The sequence below is a fragment of the Mesorhizobium sp. P3_A8 genome (genome assembly GCF_056402995.1).
The window spans coordinates 268,928-283,169 of sequence record NZ_JBFUGI010000008.1; the positions used below are offsets into that span (position 1 = coordinate 268,928).

The 14,242-nt window shown below is 62.4% G+C and carries 16 protein-coding genes and 1 tRNA gene; 9 read left to right on the forward strand and 8 right to left on the reverse strand.

The window, feature by feature from the left end:
* The first annotated feature begins 11 nt into the window (after nucleotides 1-11).
* The 3 genes from AC1DX4_RS20650 to ilvC all read left to right on the forward strand — a co-directional run bounded on the left by AC1DX4_RS20650 (nucleotide 12) and on the right by ilvC (nucleotide 2,330).
* Nucleotides 12-470 carry a MarR family winged helix-turn-helix transcriptional regulator gene (locus AC1DX4_RS20650; protein ID WP_477222044.1) on the forward strand — a complete coding sequence of 153 codons (459 nt, stop codon included), beginning with the start codon at nucleotides 12-14 and terminating at the stop codon, nucleotides 468-470.
* A gap of 161 nt (nucleotides 471-631) precedes the next feature.
* Nucleotides 632-1,285, forward strand: a complete 654-nt coding sequence (locus tag AC1DX4_RS20655) for a TetR/AcrR family transcriptional regulator (protein ID WP_477222045.1) — start codon at nucleotides 632-634, stop codon at nucleotides 1,283-1,285.
* Between the two features lie 25 nt (nucleotides 1,286-1,310).
* Nucleotides 1,311-2,330, forward strand: a complete 1,020-nt coding sequence (ilvC, locus tag AC1DX4_RS20660) for a ketol-acid reductoisomerase (RefSeq protein WP_013531065.1) — start codon at nucleotides 1,311-1,313, stop codon at nucleotides 2,328-2,330.
* An 80-nt stretch (nucleotides 2,331-2,410) separates the two neighbouring features.
* Here the strand turns inward: ilvC and AC1DX4_RS20665 are convergent, their stop codons facing one another.
* Together AC1DX4_RS20665 and AC1DX4_RS20670 are read right to left on the reverse strand one after the other, a co-directional pair.
* Nucleotides 2,411-3,700, reverse strand: a complete 1,290-nt coding sequence (locus AC1DX4_RS20665) for a lipase family protein (protein WP_477222046.1) — start codon at nucleotides 3,698-3,700, stop codon at nucleotides 2,411-2,413.
* Between the two features lie 225 nt (nucleotides 3,701-3,925).
* Nucleotides 3,926-4,345, reverse strand: a complete 420-nt coding sequence (locus AC1DX4_RS20670; protein ID WP_477222047.1) for a cupin domain-containing protein — start codon at nucleotides 4,343-4,345, stop codon at nucleotides 3,926-3,928.
* Nucleotides 4,346-4,402: 57 nt separating this feature from the next.
* Between AC1DX4_RS20670 and AC1DX4_RS20675 the strand changes: the two genes are divergently transcribed.
* Nucleotides 4,403-4,897, forward strand: a complete 495-nt coding sequence (locus tag AC1DX4_RS20675) for a MarR family winged helix-turn-helix transcriptional regulator (protein ID WP_477222048.1) — start codon at nucleotides 4,403-4,405, stop codon at nucleotides 4,895-4,897.
* Nucleotides 4,898-5,030: 133 nt separating this feature from the next.
* On the opposite strand, the gene AC1DX4_RS20680 is transcribed toward AC1DX4_RS20675, so the two are convergent.
* Complete coding sequence (locus AC1DX4_RS20680; protein ID WP_477222049.1) at nucleotides 5,031-5,570, reverse strand: BA14K family protein; 540 nt, start codon at nucleotides 5,568-5,570, stop codon at nucleotides 5,031-5,033.
* Nucleotides 5,571-5,759: 189 nt separating this feature from the next.
* On the opposite strand from AC1DX4_RS20680, the gene AC1DX4_RS20685 reads away from it, so the two are divergent.
* Nucleotides 5,760-6,872, forward strand: a complete 1,113-nt coding sequence (locus tag AC1DX4_RS20685) for an endonuclease/exonuclease/phosphatase family protein (RefSeq protein ID WP_477222050.1) — start codon at nucleotides 5,760-5,762, stop codon at nucleotides 6,870-6,872.
* Nucleotides 6,873-6,877: 5 nt separating this feature from the next.
* Entirely contained in the window at nucleotides 6,878-7,594 is a 717-nt protein-coding gene (locus AC1DX4_RS20690; protein WP_477222051.1) for a hypothetical protein, read from the forward strand.
* On the opposite strand, the gene AC1DX4_RS20695 is transcribed toward AC1DX4_RS20690, so the two are convergent.
* On the reverse strand, nucleotides 7,591-7,833 hold the full coding sequence (locus AC1DX4_RS20695; RefSeq protein WP_477222052.1) for a hypothetical protein: 243 nt from the start codon (nucleotides 7,831-7,833) through the stop codon (nucleotides 7,591-7,593). The genes AC1DX4_RS20690 and AC1DX4_RS20695 overlap by 4 nt on opposite strands.
* 163 nt (nucleotides 7,834-7,996) lie before the next feature.
* Here AC1DX4_RS20695 and AC1DX4_RS20700 point away from each other — a divergent pair, with 163 nt between their 5' ends.
* On the forward strand, nucleotides 7,997-8,920 hold the full coding sequence (locus AC1DX4_RS20700; RefSeq protein ID WP_477222053.1) for a DMT family transporter: 924 nt from the start codon (nucleotides 7,997-7,999) through the stop codon (nucleotides 8,918-8,920).
* 47 nt (nucleotides 8,921-8,967) lie between these two features.
* On the opposite strand, the gene AC1DX4_RS20705 is transcribed toward AC1DX4_RS20700, so the two are convergent.
* Genes AC1DX4_RS20705 through AC1DX4_RS20715 form a run of 3 tightly spaced genes read right to left on the reverse strand, consistent with a single transcriptional unit; the run spans nucleotide 8,968 to nucleotide 12,185 of the window.
* Nucleotides 8,968-10,185 (reverse strand): ABC transporter permease, encoded by a 1,218-nt coding sequence (locus AC1DX4_RS20705; protein ID WP_477222054.1) that lies wholly within the window; start codon nucleotides 10,183-10,185, stop codon nucleotides 8,968-8,970.
* The gene (locus AC1DX4_RS20710; protein ID WP_477222055.1) at nucleotides 10,182-10,889 is read right to left on the reverse strand and encodes an ABC transporter ATP-binding protein; all 708 of its coding nucleotides are present in this window, start codon (nucleotides 10,887-10,889) and stop codon (nucleotides 10,182-10,184) included. The genes AC1DX4_RS20705 and AC1DX4_RS20710 overlap by 4 nt, the downstream gene beginning before the upstream one ends.
* Nucleotides 10,890-10,892: 3 nt before the next feature.
* Nucleotides 10,893-12,185 (reverse strand): efflux RND transporter periplasmic adaptor subunit, encoded by a 1,293-nt coding sequence (locus AC1DX4_RS20715; RefSeq protein ID WP_477222056.1) that lies wholly within the window; start codon nucleotides 12,183-12,185, stop codon nucleotides 10,893-10,895.
* Between the two features lie 101 nt (nucleotides 12,186-12,286).
* Here AC1DX4_RS20715 and AC1DX4_RS20720 point away from each other — a divergent pair, with 101 nt between their 5' ends.
* Entirely contained in the window at nucleotides 12,287-13,195 is a 909-nt protein-coding gene (locus tag AC1DX4_RS20720; RefSeq protein ID WP_477222113.1) for a PhzF family phenazine biosynthesis protein, read from the forward strand.
* 106 nt (nucleotides 13,196-13,301) lie between these two features.
* Nucleotides 13,302-13,377, forward strand: a tRNA-Lys gene (locus AC1DX4_RS20725).
* A 598-nt stretch (nucleotides 13,378-13,975) separates the two neighbouring features.
* Here the strand turns inward: AC1DX4_RS20725 and AC1DX4_RS20730 are convergent.
* Nucleotides 13,976-14,233: a hypothetical protein gene (locus tag AC1DX4_RS20730; protein ID WP_477222057.1), complete on the reverse strand. Its 258-nt coding sequence runs from the start codon at nucleotides 14,231-14,233 to the stop codon at nucleotides 13,976-13,978.
* Nucleotides 14,234-14,242 lie beyond the last annotated feature (9 nt).

Here is a 14,242-nt window from a genome sequence, read left to right on the forward strand (position 1 = left end):
TAGAGTAAGCCATGACCGAGAAAGCCATGCCTTCGCCGGAAGCCATCAAGGCCTGGGCTCGCCTGATGCGCGTTTCGCGCCAGCTGGTGGAAAGTGCCGAAGACGCGTTGAAGGAGGGCGGCCTGCCGCCGCTTGCCTGGTACGACGTGCTGCACGAACTTGCCGAGGCCGGCGAGGGCGGCTTGCGGCCGTTTCAGTTGATCGAGCGCACGCTGTTTGCGCAGTACAACATCTCGCGGCTGCTGGCCCGGCTCGAAGGAGACGGGCTGGTCGAGAAACTGCCGGTGGCAGACGACGGCCGCGGCCAGACCATCCGCATCACGGCCAAGGGGCGAGAGACGCGCCGGCGGATGTGGGCTGTCTACGGACGGTCTATCGCCGAACTGGTTGGCGCCAGGCTCTCGCCGGATGAACTGAACACGGTGTCGGCGCTGCTTGGCCGGCTGCGCCATCCGCCTGCCGGCGATTGAGGCTGGCTCGAGCGGCTGTTGCGCACCATCGCGGTTTTCAGCCGAATATTTCTACTTTCCCCCCTTGCGCCGATTACCGGATTGCGCAATATGCCGAACCGTAACGTACGGTACGGCTCGCTGGATGATCTGCGGCCCTGACCATAGAGCGGGAACTGAGCGTGTTGCTGGCAAACGCCGACATCGACAACAGCCAAGCGCTGACGGAGCGGCAGAAAGCCGTTCTGGATGCGGCTTTGCGGCTGCTGGTCGAGGAGGGCGATCAGCTGACCATGACCGCCGTGGCCAGGCGGGCCAGCTGTTCCAAGGAGACGCTCTACAAATGGTTTGGCGACCGCGACGGGCTGTTGACGGCAACCGTGCAGTGGCAGGCCTCCAAGGTGCGGGTGGCATCCGTCGACGGCAAAGGGCTCGACCTTGCCTCGCTGACGGCAAGCCTCGAGCGTTTTGCTTCCGACTGGCTGAAGGTGATTTCGAGCGATACCTCGATCGCGCTCAACCGGGTGGCGGTCGGCCATGCCGGCTCGGGCAAGGATAATCTTGGCGCCGTCGTGCTGGAGAATGGCCGCTTCGCGCTAGCCAAGCGGCTGAAGCCGGTGCTGGAAGCAGGCCGTCAGGCAGGGCTCCTGGAATTTGCGGATGCCGAGACGGCGTTCCGTAGCTTTTTCGGGCTGGTTGCCCGCGACGTGCAGATCCGTCTGCTGTTGGGCGACCGGCTGGAATTGACTGAGGTGACGATCGGCGGCGATGCCGTCCGCGCGACGCAGCAGTTTCTCGCTCTTTTCGGAGCAAAAACCGGGCCGCAGGGCCTCTGATCTTAGAAACGGGAAGGAAGAAAAAATGCGCGTCTATTACGATCGTGATGCCGATCTCAACCTGATCAAGGGCAAGAAGGTCGCCATCATCGGCTATGGCAGCCAGGGCCGGGCGCATGCGCTCAACCTCAAGGATTCCGGCGCCAAGGAGATCGCCATCGGCCTCAAGGCCGGCTCGGCGACCGCCAAGAAGGTCGAGGCCGACGGGCTCAAGGTGATGAGCGTGGCCGACGCCGCCAAATGGGCCGACCTGATGATGATGGCGACGCCCGACGAGTTGCAGGCCGACATCTACAAGAACGAGATCGCGCCGAACATCCGCGATGGTGCGGCGATCGCCTTCGCGCACGGCCTCAACGTGCATTTCGGCCTGATCGAGCCGAAGTCGACCGTCGACGTCGTCATGATCGCGCCGAAGGGCCCGGGCCACACGGTGCGCGGCGAATACCAGAAGGGCGGCGGCGTGCCGTGCCTGGTCGCGGTCAACCAGGACGCTTCTGGCAATGCGCTTGATCTCGCGCTCTCCTACGCCTGCGGCGTCGGCGGCGGCCGTTCGGGCATCATCGAGACCAATTTCCGCGAGGAATGCGAGACCGATCTGTTCGGCGAGCAGGTCGTGCTGTGCGGCGGCCTTGTCGAACTGATCCGCGCCGGCTTCGAAACGCTGGTGGAAGCCGGCTACGCGCCGGAAATGGCCTATTTCGAGTGCCTGCACGAGGTCAAGCTGATCGTCGACCTGATCTATGAAGGCGGCATCGCCAACATGAACTACTCGATCTCGAACACCGCCGAATGGGGCGAGTATGTCTCGGGTCCGCGCATCATCACCGCCGAGACCAAGGCCGAGATGAAGCGCGTGCTGAAGGACATCCAGACCGGAAAATTCACCTCGGAATGGATGCAGGAATACCGCGCCGGCATGTCGCGCTTCAAGGGCATCCGCCGTAACAATGACAGCCACCAGATCGAGGAAGTCGGCGCCAAGCTGCGCGCGATGATGCCGTGGATTTCCAAGAACAAGCTGGTCGACAAGGCGAAGAACTGAGCGCAGTTCGCGGACCTTTCCCTACATGAAAAAGGGCGGCGAGAGCCGCCCTTGTTCATTTCTGGTCGCCGGGATCTTGCTTAAGCGCTCGATCCGCCCGGCTCGCCGTCGTCATCCAGCAAATCCATCAGTTTCTGCATTTCCACGGTCAGTTGCTGGTGCATTTCGGACAGTTGCTGATGCCACTGCCGCGCCTGCTCGACGGTCGGCATCTCCTTCACCTTGATGATCTGATTGACGACGAACTGGCGGCCGTTCCATTGCTTTTCGACCGTCACGAAGGGGTTGCTGTATTTCTTGTCGATGGTTTGCTTGCCTGTCGACGTGATGAGGGTGATGTTGTTGCCGACGCCGAACAGCCTGGAATCATAGTCGAGCGCCTTGGCTACGCCGTCATCGATCTGCTTCAGCAACAAGTCGGCGACCTGGACGATCTCGGCCCATTTTTCTGGCGTCGGATCGGCTTCATATTCGTCCATCAGGGGAAACAGCCGGCCGCCCTTGAGGTCGAGCGTCTTGTTGACCTCCGCAATGACATCGCCCAGTTGCTTTTTCAGATCCTTGCGGCCTGCCAGCCAATCTTCGGTCACGCATTGGTCCTTGTAAGGCTTCGTGCCGCTGGCACAGCCACCGAGTATCCAGACCGGATTCAAGGCAAGCGCCGCCGCCACCCCGGCGGCCGCGACAAAGGGGATCCACTTCAGCGGCAGCCGCAGCAGGTTGAACCATGCCGGGGTTCCGCCCCCTTGCATATCCACATCGGAGAACGTCACCTTCTCGCCGCGAACCAGGGGGATCCAGTTGGCTTTGACGAATTCGTTGGTGAAGTACTCGCTGTGCGTGATGTCGTGGAAGCGGTCGCGGACATTGAACGTTCCGAAACCGTAGGTTCCGGTGGCGCCGTAACCCCAGGTGCCGGACTGCGCCAGCACCGGCCAGATGTCGCGCGTTCCGCATTCATTGATGATGGCGTTGCGCTTCTCCGGGCCGCGTATCTGGTCTTCGACAGCGCGCCAGTCGAAGTCTCCCGGAACCACCGAGCCGCACAGGATGACCCTGTCGAACCGGAAATAGGGGTTCTGCAGGATCACCCGGGTCAGCGCATAGGTGCCATAGCTGTGCGCAAAGACGATCAGCGGCCGGTCGCCATAGTGCTTGCTGACCCCCTCGATCTGCTGGCGCAGCTTCTCGATCGGACCGGCCCGGCAGATGCCGAACGGACACCAGAACCGCAGCAGGTCGAAATAGCCGTATTTGATCGGAATGACGGTGGCGGACGTTTCGCTCTCGATGACCGAGGCGATCCGGTTCTGCCACCATGCGGCGGTCCTGATGCCATGAATGAGGATCACGACGGGCGCTTCGGACATTTCAGCCTACCCCCTCAAGCCGCAAAGTCTTGCGGGGTGATAATAGTTGGAGTGGCAAGAAAAGTTAAGGGCGCCGCCAGTTTCTGCAAACGATAGGACAGGGAAAGCCTTTCGTGGGCAGTCCCAAGATCAGAACGGCGCCGCGAAGCGGTGCCGTTCGGCATGTTCTTTACGGTCGGTCAGCTAAGGGCGACCAGCACTGCTTGGGGCCGCCTCGGCTGGGATCTACGCGGGCACGAGCCCGTGGCGCAGCATGACCTCGTTCGCCTTGGCCAGGTCGGGCCTGCCGGGGACATTGATCACCTCGGCAATCTCCTCGAAATAACGGCGCCCGATGGCCCCCGGCGTCAACACGGCCAAAGTCCGCGACACACCGTCGTGCAGGTTCTCGTGGTGGTGGACACTTCCGCGCGGAATGAAGATGGCATCGCCGGTGCCGAGTTCCTGCTTCCGGCCATCAACGGTGATCGTCAAAATGCCTTCCAGCCCATACAGCGTTTCGTCCGCCTCCTGATGGTAGTGGGGCGCGGGTACGCGGGCGCGGGAGGGGACAACGAATTCAAACACGGTTGCACCCTTGTCGGAGACCAGGAAGCGCAATTCCAGCTCACCGATCTTCAAGACGTTCTGTGTACTCGCTTCCATCGACATGTTCCTTGTTGTAAAGTGGCTTTACGAAATTTGTAAAAGGACTTTACAATAATGTCAACAGCCGGTCAGACGACAGAACCGTCGGAACCTGACAGAGAGCTAGGCCCGCCGTTCTTCGGGGCCCTCCTGCGCATCACCTGGCAGCACGTTCGCAACCAGATGCACAGGGCCATTCATGACGCCGGCTTCACCGATTTTCAGGACGCTCACTTCGCCGTCTTCTCCTATCCCCTTCCGGATGGCGTAAGGCCGTCGGAACTGGCTCGCCAGAAGCGAATGTCGAGGCAGGCGGTCAACTACCTCCTCATCCAGCTCGAGGAGCTCGGCTATATCGAGCGGCGCTCTCCCGAGGGCAGCGACCGGCGCCTCATCTACCTGAGCGCGCGCGGGTGGCAGCTTGTCGAGACGATTTTCACCTGCCTGCGGCGGTTGCACGCGGAATGGTCGCAGGAGATCGGTGAGCAGCGCTTCAACGACTTCCTCGGCGTGTTGAAGCAGCTGTCCGAGAGGGCGCAGGAGGATTACGCCAAAGATCCAGGCCAGTAGCCGAACGATTGCGGCGGCGCGCTGCACGTCACTGTGCTCGCGGTTGCGTTGAGCCGTCGCCAGCGAGGCCCGCAGACAAACGGCGCCGCGATGCGCGGCGCCGTTGCATGGCTATTCGTCAGTCAGATGCTGCTCAGCTATAGGGCGACCAGCACTGCTGGCGCGGGCCGTTATAGGGCTGGAAGCTGTTGTCCCAGGAACGATATGACCGGTACCTGTTGTAGCACCACTGGACATGGGCGTTGGAAAGCCGTCCGGCTCGGTAGTAGCGGCGTGGCGGCGGCGCATAGTTATCGTAGTTGTTGTAGTTGTTGTACATGCTGCCGAGGCCAAGCCCCAGACCAAGGCCCAGGATCGCGGCGGCGCCGTCATCGTAGCCGCCGTGATAGTGGCGGCGGCCATGGCGCCAGCGCCAATCGTCACCGCCGCCGTTCCAGTTGCCGCCGTTCCAATGCCGGTTTCCATTCCAGTTGCCCGACCGGCGCCATCTCCAGTCGTTGTTGCCGCCCGCCCAGCCATCACGAACCGGCGTGACCGTAGGTGCCGCGGTGCTGGCGGGAATCGACAGGTCCGGCTGCAGGATCGGTCCGGCGGCCGACGGAGCCGTAATGCCGGAGACAATGCCGAGCGCAATCAGCCCGGATTTTACTGTGGAAGAAAAGAGCGAATTCATTGCACTCTCCAAGAGATACAGGCCCCACGCCTACCCTGGGAATGGGGCCACTGTGGATGTTTGCGTCTGAACGGCGGATGAACGGAAAGGTTCCGTCAACCATGGCGCGAATGCCACCAGGACCAATCGATCCCTGCTTGTGGTCCTGCGATCTTGTCTTCTCCACCACTTGCAGGCAAAGGTCAGGATATGTCGCTGCGCCTTGCCACCTTCAATGTCGAGAACCTGATGAACAGGTTCGATTTTTCCGGCTATCGCAACCAGCTCAACGAGGATCGGACGCTGGCGCTGTTCGATATCCAGAGCGAGGCCGAATACAAGATGCTGGAGCAGGCCCGCGCCATCGCCCAGTCCGACGACACGCGCCAGTTGTCGGCGCTGGCGATCGCCGCCACCCGCGCCGACATCATCTGCATGCAGGAGGTCGACAACATCGAGGCGCTGAAGGCCTTCGAATATGGCTATCTGTTCAAGATGGTGGGGCAGGGTTACCGCCAGAAATACACCACGTCAGGCAATGATTCGCGCGGCATCGATGTCGCCGTGATGATGCGCAACGAGACCGCGCAGGGACAGCCGATCGAATTCGTGCGCATGACCAGCCACGCCTACGTCACCTACGAACAGTTCGGGCTGCACACGCCGGAACTCTTGGCGCTCGGCAACCAGGCCAATGAACGCATCTTCCGCCGTGATTGCCTGGAGGTCGACATCACCGTCGGCGGCGTGCCGCTGACGCTTTATCTGGTGCACTTCAAGTCGATGGGCTCGCCGCGCAACGGGCTCGACGGACGCGAGGCGACAATGCCGGTGCGCGTCGCCGAGGCGCTGGCCGTGCGCCGCATTATCGAGGAGCGCTTCGGCGGGGATCATGCCGCCGACAAGCGCTGGGCGATCTGCGGCGACATGAACGATTACCGCCAGCGCGTGAAGATCGCCGGCGACGATGTCGACGGCTATCGTTTCGAGGTGGTCGACGAGGCCCTATCCTGCATCAACGTGCTGACAGCGGGCGGCTTCTGCGAAAACGTCGTCGAGCGGCGGCCGGAGATGAACCGCTGGACCTTCTATCACACACGCGGGCCTGCGGAGCGGCATCTCTGCCAGCTCGACTATATCCTGCTGTCCAGGGGGCTGGCGGCGAAGAACGCCACCGCCGTTCCCGACATCATCCGCAACGGCCAGCCCTGGCGCACGATCTTTCCGGCGGGCCAGGAGGTCGAGCGCTTCCCGCGCGCCGGCTGGGACCGGCCGAAAGCATCGGACCATTGCCCGGTGGCGATCACGCTCGATATGGCTTGAACCGCATGAGTTTCGACCTGCCGCGCAATGTCATCCTGCCGGTCGATGCCATCGACGTCCGGCTCGACCCAGGACCGCATCCGTTCGCCCGTGACAACGAGGAGGCGATCATCGAGAACTGGCAGCGCGAGATAGCTGCCAATCCGGCGCTGTTCGACGGCATGGTGGTGCTGCTCTCGCAGCTTGCCTGGCGCGACAATCGCCTTGTCGGCCGCTGCCATGCGGTCAACTACTCCACCTTCATGCTCTGGCGGAAGCGGCGTGAGAATTCCGGCGCCGAGCACGCCTATGCCCATGCCATGCTGGTGGCCGGCGACAATGCGCTGGTAGCGATCCGCATGGGCCCGCAAACAGTGGGAGCCGGCAGCGTCTACTTTGCCGCCGGCTCGTTCGAGCCGATCGATTTCCGCGACGGTCTGGTCGATGTCGATTTCAACATGATCCGCGAGGTGCGCGAGGAGACCGGCCTCGACCTGTCGGCCGCCAGACGCGGCTCGCGCTGGCACGCTTTGTCGATCGTGAGCGGCACGGTCATTTTCCGTCGCTATCATGTCGATGAGCCGGCCGATGAGATTGCGCGCCGAATCTCAGCCTTTGCCGCCAGCGAAACCGATCCGGAGATCGTGGGGCCGGTGATCATCCGCCATGCCACCGATCTGCCGGAGGGGCTATCGCCGCATATGAAGCCGCTGATCGAATGGCATTTCGCCGGCAAGGATTAGCGACCCGTCTTGTCTTGCGCCGCCTTGCGATCATTGCGGGCGGCGACGAAGAACAAGATAAAGCCGATGCCCAGCAACCCACCCATGGCCATCCCCATGGTCTGGCCGACGACCGCCTGGAAATCCGATGTGACGCGGTCGGGATTGGCCATGCCGTAACGGGCGAGATACCACCAGATGCCTGCGAGGGCCGCCTCGATTATCGCGAGCACGATCAATACGCGCGCTTTACGGCTCATTTCTCTGTCCTTGCTTCAGCCATAACGGAACCGATCCAGCCTCATCGCTGATATCACGCCGCTGGTCGAGTGGCATTTTGCGAGTGGCTCTTCCGGAGTTCGGCTGCCCCGGAATTGATGTGCCGGCAGGGTGTCGGAATGGATCCCCGCAAAAGGAACAACAATGGACGTCAAACCGGCGCTGGCACGAGCCACGATCATGCTTTCCGCCGGGATGGCCATTTCAGGCACGGCGGGTCTGTTTTCCATCGAGGCCGGCCAGCCGACGCTCAACGTCATCTTTTTTCGCTGTGTCTTCGGCGCGATAGCGCTTGTTGGATGGAGCGTCCTGCGAGAGGGATGGAAGAGCCTCCTCATCACGGACAGGACACTGTGGCCGCTCGTGCTCGTCAGCGGCATTTGCCTGGTGCTGAACTGGGTGGCTTTGTTCCAGGCCTTCAAGCTGACATCGATCGGTTTTGCGACGATCATCTATCATCTGCAACCGTTCTGGATCGTGCTGGCGGGGGCATTGCTGCTCAAGGAAGGGCTGTCGCGGCACAAACTGGGATGGATCTGCGTCGCCTTTCTCGGCCTCGTCCTGACGATCGTACCGAAACTCGGCGTTATCAGGGCGGATCATGACTGGCTTGTCGGCGTCGGCCTGGCGCTTGTCGCGTCGCTATTCTATGCCGCCACCACCTTGACCACGCGAGCCGTCAAATCGGTGAAGCCGAGCGTTCTCAGCGCCATTCATTGCCTCATCGGCGTCATCGTTTTCGCGCCGTTCGTCGATCTGGCCGCACTTCAAACCGGTGGCAATGGCATGTGGGGCTGGCTTGTCGGCCTTGGCGTCATCCACACCGGGATCGTCTATATCCTGCTCTATTCGTCCTATCCCAAGCTGCCTATCACAGTCATCGCGGCGGGATCTTTCCTCAATCCGGTTGCTGCCCTGTTGTCCGATTTCCTCGTCTTCGGCCGCTCACTGACGGCCATGCAAGGCGCCGGGCTGGTGCTGATCCTGCTCGCCGGCCTTGCGGTGAATCTGGGCTGGCGGTTCGGTCCCGTTTCAACGCGCAAGATCGCGCCGCCGCAAGAATCCTGACCGTTGCTCTTTGGCGAGGATGGCATCCCGTGGCTCGTTCGGCCGCTCTATTCGTGCCGCAGCGCGTCGATCGGATCGAGCCTGGCGCCGCGCAGCGCCGGGAAGAAGCCGAAAACCATGCCGATCAGGGCGGAAAAACCGACGGCGAGCAGGATGACTGCCGGACTGGGCGCAAAGGGTATCGTCAGCGTCACCGCGGCGAGGCCGGCCAGCGCCAGGCCGATCAGGATGCCGATGATGCCGCCGAGCAGCGACAGCACCGTCGCCTCGACCAGGAACTGGATGAGGATGTGTTTTTCATGCGCGCCGATGGCCAGCCTGATGCCGATCTCGCGCGTGCGCTCGGTGACCGAGACCAGCATGATGTTCATGATGCCGATACCGCCGACCAGCAGGCTGACGCCGGCGACCGCGCCCAGCATGCCGGTCATGGTGGTGGTGGCGCTGGCCATGGCGTCGGCGATCTGGGTCATGTCGCGGATGCCGAAATCGCTCTCGCGGTCCGGCGTGATACGGCGCGCATCGCGCAAAATGTCCTCGACGCGCGGCTGCAGCTCGCTGGTTGGCGTGCGGTCGTCGGCGGCGATGTAGATGTTGTCGATGTCGCGGTTGCCGGCGATGCGGCGTTGATAGGCATGCAGCGGCATCAAGACGACATTGTCCTGGTCCTGGCCGAAGCCGGTATAGCCCTTGGGTTCGAGCAGGCCGATGATCTTGCAGGAGGTGCGGTTGACGCGGATGATCTCGCCCTCGGGGTCGCCGGCACCGAAGAATTGCTGGCGCACCGTCTCGCCGATCAGGCAGACGCCGGTGCCCGAACGGGTTTCGGAATCGCTGAACGGGCGGCCCGAAACCAGCTTCCAGTCGCGTGCGTCGAGATAGGCGCTGTCGGTGCCGGTCACGCCCGAAGTCAGGCTCTCGGTGCCGAAGATGACACGAACCTGCTTTTGCGAGGCCGGCGAAATGGCGCGCGCGCCCGTCAAATGCGCGACCAGTGCTTCGAGGTCCTTTTCGGCCAGCGGCCGCACCACCTGGTCGAGCCCGCCCGGGCCGCCGGGGCCGGCCGGGCGGCCGGAACGGACGACCAGCAGGTTGCTGCCCAGCTTGGAAATGTCGGCCTTGACCTTTTCGGTGGTGCCCGAGCCGATGGTGAGCATGGCAATGACCGCGGCAACGCCGATGACGATGCCGAGCAGCGTCAGGAACGAGCGCAGCACGTTGCGGCGGATGGAGCGCAGCGAAAGGCGGACGGTTTCCCAGATCATGCCAGCTCTACCTTCATGGTGTCGGAGGCGACGTGGCCATCGAGGAAGCGGATGGTGCGCTCGGCGTAACCGGCGACGTCGGCCTCATGCGTGACCATGGCGATGGTCAGGCCAAGCTCGGTATTAAGCTGGGTCAGCAGCTCCATGATCTCGTGGGTGCGGGCGGTGTCGAGATTGCCGGTCGGCTCGTCGGCAACGAGCAGCGTCGGTCGGGTGACGATGGCGCGCGCGATCGCCACGCGCTGCTGCTGGCCGCCGGAGAGTTCGGCTGGCGTGTGATGCTCGCGGCCGACAAGCCCGACCTGGGCCAGCGCTTGCATGGCAAGGTCGCGGCGCTCGCGGCTAGCCACGCCACGATAGATCAGCGGCAGTTCAACGTTTTCGGCCGCCGTGGTGCGCGCCAGCAGATTGTAGCCCTGGAAGACGAAGCCGACATAGAGGTTGCGCAGCATGGCGCGGCGGTTGCGATCGAGCCGGCCGGCATCGACACCCATGAAGGAGTAGGTGCCGGCCGTCGGTGTGTCGAGGCAGCCGATGATGTTCATTGCCGTCGACTTGCCGGAACCGGACGGGCCCATGATGGCGACGAACTCGCCGCGCCTGATGGCAAGGTCGACGCCCGCCAGCGCATGCACCCGGGCCTCGCCCTGGCCGTAGCTTTTCCAGACCTTGTCAAAGGTGATGAGGGCACCACCCGCGGCCACGGGTCAGCTCCGCGGCTGCGAGGCGGTGATGACCTGGGCGCCTTCTTCCAGGCCGGACGTGATCTCGGTCAGTTCGCCATCGGTCGAGCCGACCTTGACGTTGACCGCATGCGGCCGGCCGTTCTCCAGCACATAGAGCGTGCGCGAGCCATCGGTGGGGGCGGTCGCGGCCTGGCGCTGGCGATTGCCGCCGGGACGACCCATACGGCCGGTGAACAGGTCGCTCAGGCTCCAGCCACGGGCCGCCTGCTGCACCGGGCGGTAGCGGAAGGCCGTGGCGGGCACGGTGAGCACGCCCTTGGCTTCCCTCGTGACGACCGAAACGGTGGCTGTCATGCCGGGGCGCAGCAACAGCTCGTTGTTGTCGACCTCGAGCCGCGCATTGTAGGTGACAACGCCATCTGTCGTGACCGAGGCATAGGAGATGTCGCGGATCTCGGCATCGAACGGCCGGTCCGGGAAGGCATCGACCGTGAAACGCGCGTGCTGACCGGACTTGACGGCGCCGATGTCGGCTTCGTCGACCGCCGCCACCAGTTCCATGTTCCGCAAATCAGCGGCGATGATGAACAGCACCGGCGCCTGCAGCGAGGAGGCAACGGTCTGGCCGGGGTCGACCGAACGCGTCAGCACGATGCCGTCGATCGGCGCGTAGATCGTGCTCTTGGCAAGGTCGGTCTGCTGCGCCTTGAGGTCGGCCTGGGCGATGGCGAGATTGGCTTGCGCACTGTCGAGCGCCGCCTTGGCGCGGTCGCGCGTCGCGGTTGCCGCCTCGAGCGACTGGTCGGTCGCCATGCCGCGTTTTGTCAAGGCCGCCGCGCGTACCAGCGCGCTTTCGTTCTCGGCCAGCGTCACCGTGGCGTCTTCGACATTGGCAGCGGCGCCCTTGGCGGATGCCTCGGCGCGTTCGATCTGGACCTCGAGTTTCACCGTATCGAGTGTCGCCAGGACGTCGCCCTTCTTGACCTGCTGGTTCTCCTCGGCGGAGACCGAGCGGATGATGCCGGACAATTCGCTTGAAATGTCGACCTGGGTGAGCGGCTGCAGCGTGCCCGTCGCCGACACCTGGACGGTGAGGTCGGCCTTGGCGGCGGGGGTTGTGGTGTAATCAATCCTTGCCGGCGTGCCCGCATACCACTGGTAGAGGCCAAGGCCGGCGGCAAGCACGATCAGGGTCAGCAACGCATAGAGCCAGCCACGCCGGCGCGACTTGCTCCGCCCGTTTTTATCGAGGCCGAGCGCCGTCTCGATGGCGGAATCCGATTCCGTCTTTGGCAGATTGACAATTTGGTCCACGTCGGACCCCTATGATGCGTAACGTCCCTATCTGTGCACAGATCAGGCTTACTGGTTCAAATATCAAATTAAATTTCGCCCATGTTGGGATTGAGGCAGGAATGCAAACCCGGAATTACTTGCTTTACGATGTGTTCACGACCGAGCGACTGGCCGGAAATCCGCTGGCGGTGGTGTTGGATTGCAAAGGTCTGGACACGGCAGCGATGCAGGCCATCGCGCGCGAATTCAATCTGTCCGAGTCGGTCTTTGTGCTGCCGCCGGACAATCCCAAGCATAAAAACCGCATCCGCATCTTTACGCCCGACTATGAAATGCCGTTCGCCGGCCATCCGACGGTGGGGTCGGCAATCGCGCTTGCGGAACTCTCCGGCGAGGGTGGGGCCGGCATCTTCGTGCTGGAAGAAAACATCGGCCCGGTGCGCTGCGCCGTCAGCACGCATGATGGCGCGACCTTTGCCGAGTTCGACCTGGCGAAATTGCCGGAGCCACTGAAGCTGGAGGCCGATCCGCAGGCGATCGGTGCCGCCCTTGGCCTGGCGCCGCATGAAATCGGCTTCGAGAATCACCGCGTCGCCTTCTGGTCGGCGGGTGTGCCCTATGTGACCATTCCGGTCGCCAACCTCGAAGCGGCCGGACGGGTCAAGCTGGACAACCAGGCGTGGTCGGAACTGGCGCCGCGCAAGAGCGACTGGGCCTTCGCCAGCCCCTATGTCTATTGCCGCGAGACGGTGAACCACGAAAGCGCCTTCCATGTGCGCATGATCGTGCCCGGCACACCTTCGTACGAAGATCCGGCGACGGGTTCGGCAGCGGCCGCCTTTGCCGGTGCCATCATGCATTTCGACGGCCCGACCGATGGCATTTCACAGCTGTGGATCGAGCAGGGCCTGGAGATGGGCCGGCCGTCGCGCATCCGCCTCGAACTGACCGTGCAGGCCGGAAAACTGGCCTCGGCGCGCATTGGCGGCCATGCGGTGAAGGTGGCGGAAGGCAGACTGTTCGTCTGAGACGTGCGGCACTTCAGCGATTTGTCGGGAAATGATTCCGGCAGGGCTAGACATGACCGATGGTGGCGGCTATATGCCCGCCAACGCCGGTTTTTGCCGGCCGAGTGGGTGCGTAGCTCAGTTGGTAGAGCAGCTGACTCTTAATCAGCGGGTCCACAGTTCAATCCTGTGCGCACCCACCAAATTCTTCAAAAATTGGTGGAAAGACCCTGAAAGCGAGACGCGTTTGGCGCGTCTTAAGCATGTGTCGATGGCGGCGCGAGCCTGCCGAGGGTCGAGCAGCGGTGGCAGGCTGGCTACTGAAGCGTGGGCCGCAAATAGCTGAGGATTGCCCGCACTATGGCCAAGACGCCGTCGACGGCGTCGAAGTTTGTCCTGCTTTTACCGACGATCCATTTAAGATCGGGTTCTTCGGGCAAACGGAGGTCCTGACACACAAACCAGCCCGAAAGAATCAAGAGGTTTAGGTGCGTCGGATCACCTTCCGAATAGTAAGGAAATTGGAACCACAATCTTATGGGGCCGCCATATGCGAGCTTGAAAGTCATCGAGAATCTGATTTCGTGACCGAATCTGTCTTCAAAAATTCCGCTAAAATTAAGGTCTCTGGCGTCGTAGCTATGCCATTGCGTCGCTAATCCCAGAGAACTCCATGCCTTCAGAGTATGGGCTTTCAGTTCTTTGCGATTGGGGAATTTTGCCTTTTCAGGATCATAAGGCAGGGGTGGATCGACGTAATTTGTCTCGGTTCTCCACTCTTCTGCCGCGCTGTGGAGGTCTTCAAAAAACCTGAACGATTCTCGGGCCGGTCTGCTCGCCAGAAAAGATCGAAATCCGCCACTGAGAAATCATCTCGCACAGCTCTTCGACCGTATGGCCTGATCGCTCTGCCCAATCCTGCGTTGCCAGTATCCACGGCGAATTGTACGTCAGCCCGGTAAACGCTCCGCTCTTGCTGTCGAAATCCCGGATAATCCGAGCAAGAATATCCCGAAGACCCTGTTTGGGGTCTCCGAATATCTGCGAGGGCTCATTCATCGGGTGTGA

What these genes read in the sequence shown, in the direction of transcription:
- AC1DX4_RS20670 (WP_477222047.1), bottom strand. Translation starts at nt 4,345, where the DNA reads ATGGAAGCGAGTACACAGAACGTCTTGAAGATCGGTGAGCTGGAATTG.
- AC1DX4_RS20705 (WP_477222054.1), bottom strand. Translation starts at nt 10,185, where the DNA reads ATGATCTGGGAAACCGTCCGCCTTTCGCTGCGCTCCATCCGCCGCAAC.
- AC1DX4_RS20690 (WP_477222051.1), top strand. Translation starts at nt 6,878, where the DNA reads ATGAGTTTCGACCTGCCGCGCAATGTCATCCTGCCGGTCGATGCCATC.
- AC1DX4_RS20665 (WP_477222046.1), bottom strand. Translation starts at nt 3,700, where the DNA reads ATGTCCGAAGCGCCCGTCGTGATCCTCATTCATGGCATCAGGACCGCC.
- AC1DX4_RS20680 (WP_477222049.1), bottom strand. Translation starts at nt 5,570, where the DNA reads ATGAATTCGCTCTTTTCTTCCACAGTAAAATCCGGGCTGATTGCGCTC.
- ilvC (WP_013531065.1), top strand. Translation starts at nt 1,311, where the DNA reads ATGCGCGTCTATTACGATCGTGATGCCGATCTCAACCTGATCAAGGGC.
- AC1DX4_RS20650 (WP_477222044.1), top strand. Translation starts at nt 12, where the DNA reads ATGACCGAGAAAGCCATGCCTTCGCCGGAAGCCATCAAGGCCTGGGCT.
- AC1DX4_RS20700 (WP_477222053.1), top strand. Translation starts at nt 7,997, where the DNA reads ATGGACGTCAAACCGGCGCTGGCACGAGCCACGATCATGCTTTCCGCC.
- AC1DX4_RS20730 (WP_477222057.1), bottom strand. Translation starts at nt 14,233, where the DNA reads ATGAATGAGCCCTCGCAGATATTCGGAGACCCCAAACAGGGTCTTCGG.
- AC1DX4_RS20685 (WP_477222050.1), top strand. Translation starts at nt 5,760, where the DNA reads ATGTCGCTGCGCCTTGCCACCTTCAATGTCGAGAACCTGATGAACAGG.
- AC1DX4_RS20695 (WP_477222052.1), bottom strand. Translation starts at nt 7,833, where the DNA reads ATGAGCCGTAAAGCGCGCGTATTGATCGTGCTCGCGATAATCGAGGCG.
- AC1DX4_RS20675 (WP_477222048.1), top strand. Translation starts at nt 4,403, where the DNA reads ATGTCAACAGCCGGTCAGACGACAGAACCGTCGGAACCTGACAGAGAG.
- AC1DX4_RS20720 (WP_477222113.1), top strand. Translation starts at nt 12,287, where the DNA reads ATGCAAACCCGGAATTACTTGCTTTACGATGTGTTCACGACCGAGCGA.